The 2,400-nt window shown below is 58.4% G+C and carries 1 protein-coding gene; it reads right to left on the reverse strand.

Annotation, left to right across the window (positions count from 1 at the left end):
• Window positions 1-2,400, reverse strand: a 2,400-nt coding sequence (locus ASN89_RS26620; protein ID WP_058051340.1) for a tubulin-like doman-containing protein, incomplete at both ends; no start/stop codon positions are given.

The following is a 2,400-nucleotide window of genomic DNA, read 5'->3' on the forward strand; positions in this document are numbered from 1 at the left end:
TAAAGACCCATTCCGGCAGGCCGGACTGGCGGTTCGGGCGCTGCTTGATCATCTGCAACAAATTAGCCACCAACAAGGTTGGCTTCCGCATGCCGCGTGCCATGGTCTCGTTCGCCGTACGGGCAAACAGGGGCGGCAGTTTCTTGCCATTGCCTTCGCCGTGCAACAGATACGATTCGTTATGATCCGTCAACAAGCCGTCATAGTGGCGTTTGAGGTAGGTCAACGATTCCGTGTAACGCAGCGGCATCAGTGCCGTCACCTTCATGATGACGATCTGATTCGGCATCTGGCCAATGCTGATGGTGGTGCTCGAAGCCGAATCGCGCTGCGACTTGAATTCGTTTTCCAGATCCGCACGGAAAGCCTTCTGATGCTCGCAGGCGGGCAGGAACACGCCCACGGTTTCATACACGCCCGGTGAGGCATTGCCCACCTTGCGATCGACCTCGGTCTTGTTGAAGACCAGGGTGCTGCCCGCCTCGTCGTACAGGCTTTGCACGAACTGCTTCAGGCCGCTCTTGTTGGCGTCGTACTGCTTCTGCAGACGCTCGACTATATTGACATGCAACACAGGCGGCAAGTTCTTGGCGATCTCGCCATGCGCCAGTTCCACGATGCGCGCCGATTCCTGCGACAGCGTGCCGATGATGCTGCCCAGCGAAATGCTGCGGTTGAGCTTTTCAAACGACTCGACTTCGACCCCTGCCAGGTTGATCAGCGACTGGCGTACGCGCTGCGTGCGCGCTGCCTGGCTGACCTCGTCGCTGACCATGGCCTTGAGGATGGCCGTGATGGCGCCCATGTCAAAGATACGCTTCTGGTAGGCTGCATCGGCTTCGCCCAGGCGGGCCGCCTTTTCACGGTTGAACTGGTCGGTTGCGACGGCCAAGTTCTGATGCAGCTCATCGATCTTGCTGCGCAAGGTCAATAGTTGTTCCTTGACGAAAGGCATCAAAGCACTGGCAAAGCGCAAGCCCTCCAGCGTGGTGCGCGCGACATACAAGTCCTGGTGCTGGGTAGCAATATCGGCAAACAGGCCGCCGCGCTTGTCCGTCAGGTGCTTGCCGAGGAAGCCCACCTTGTTGAATTGCGCCGACAATTCCGTATTGCGCTGCTGGATGCCCTGCAAGACTGCCGGCATCTTGGCGATGCGCTCGAGGACGATATCCTGTTTTTCATCGAGCGCCAGCACCAGGGCATCTGTGTAATGGCGCAACTGCAACAGCGAAGCCGTTCCTGACTTCCAGCGTCCGAACAGCTCTTTCTCGATATGGCGGCCGATATGGCGCGCCATGTCCAGGCGTGCATTGCCCTTGACTTCGTAGAATTTGCGTACGCCCCCCATGGTGCGGTAGGTATCGTCGAACACCTTGGCCAGGCGCGTGTTGAGCACGTCGATCCAACTGGTCTCCTCGATCAGCTTGTCCGCCTTGATTTCCGGCGCCAGGCGGTTGACGATCTGTTTCCAGTATTCCTGCGGCGGCTTCCAGTTGCTGTTCTTGACGTCGTCGTCGAGGATGCCAGTATCAAGCATCAGGTGGGCATCCGTCAGCAGCAGGCTTTGCAACACCTCCGCCTTGCGCACTTCCGAGCCCCAGTCTTTTTCCAGCGCTTCGTCTGCATAGCCTTCGCCCTGGCGGAAATTGTTGAACATCAACTGACGGCTGGCCTGCTCGGCGAAGCCATACGCGAGAAATTCCTTGATTTCCTGTTCCGGCACGACCACGCGCTTGATACCGAACGAGAGGAACAGCTTGGCGCGTGCCTTGCCCACATCGTCTTCCGTCTCGAAATTGATGATGTCGTTTTCGCCCTTCTCGGCCCGGTGCAAGCCTTCCCATGCCTTGTTCAGGGTCTTCTGGTAGATGAATTCGGCCACGATGGTGGGCAATTCCGATTCGACTTCGAACTGGATACCATGCTCATTGATGTTGTTGATCAGGTAGCAGCCGTTGAAATATACGTCATGCGCCATCGGCGTGCCATCGAGCAAGTTGATCGGATGGTATTTGCCGACGGCCATCGCATTGAGTTCGGCCAGGGCCGCATAGCCATTCGCGTAGTAGTTCGAGAAGCCGGCCACATCCTTGACGCGCTTGGAGTTTTTCTCTGGCAGGAAAGCGTAGATCAGGATGCGGTATTTGTCATGCTCGGGCAACTGGTGGCGAATTTGCGCCACCGCATCGACCACCGAACCGCTGCCCGTGCCGCCGGCCAAGCCGCAGACGACGTGGATGGTGACGCCCGTCTTGCCCTGCGATTGCAAGTCGTGCACACGCTCTTCGATCGCCTTGACGAACTTCGGCGCGTTCTGCGCAAACACCATGCGGCCCAGCTTGCGCCGTTGCGCCGCACCGGCGATGCCCGGCTTGACAAAGTCGAAGATGGCGCGCGGCT

The sequence above is a fragment of the Janthinobacterium sp. Ant5-2-1 genome (genome assembly GCF_001445815.1).
Taxonomy (GTDB): Bacteria; Pseudomonadota; Gammaproteobacteria; order Burkholderiales; family Burkholderiaceae_D; genus Janthinobacterium; species Janthinobacterium lividum_E.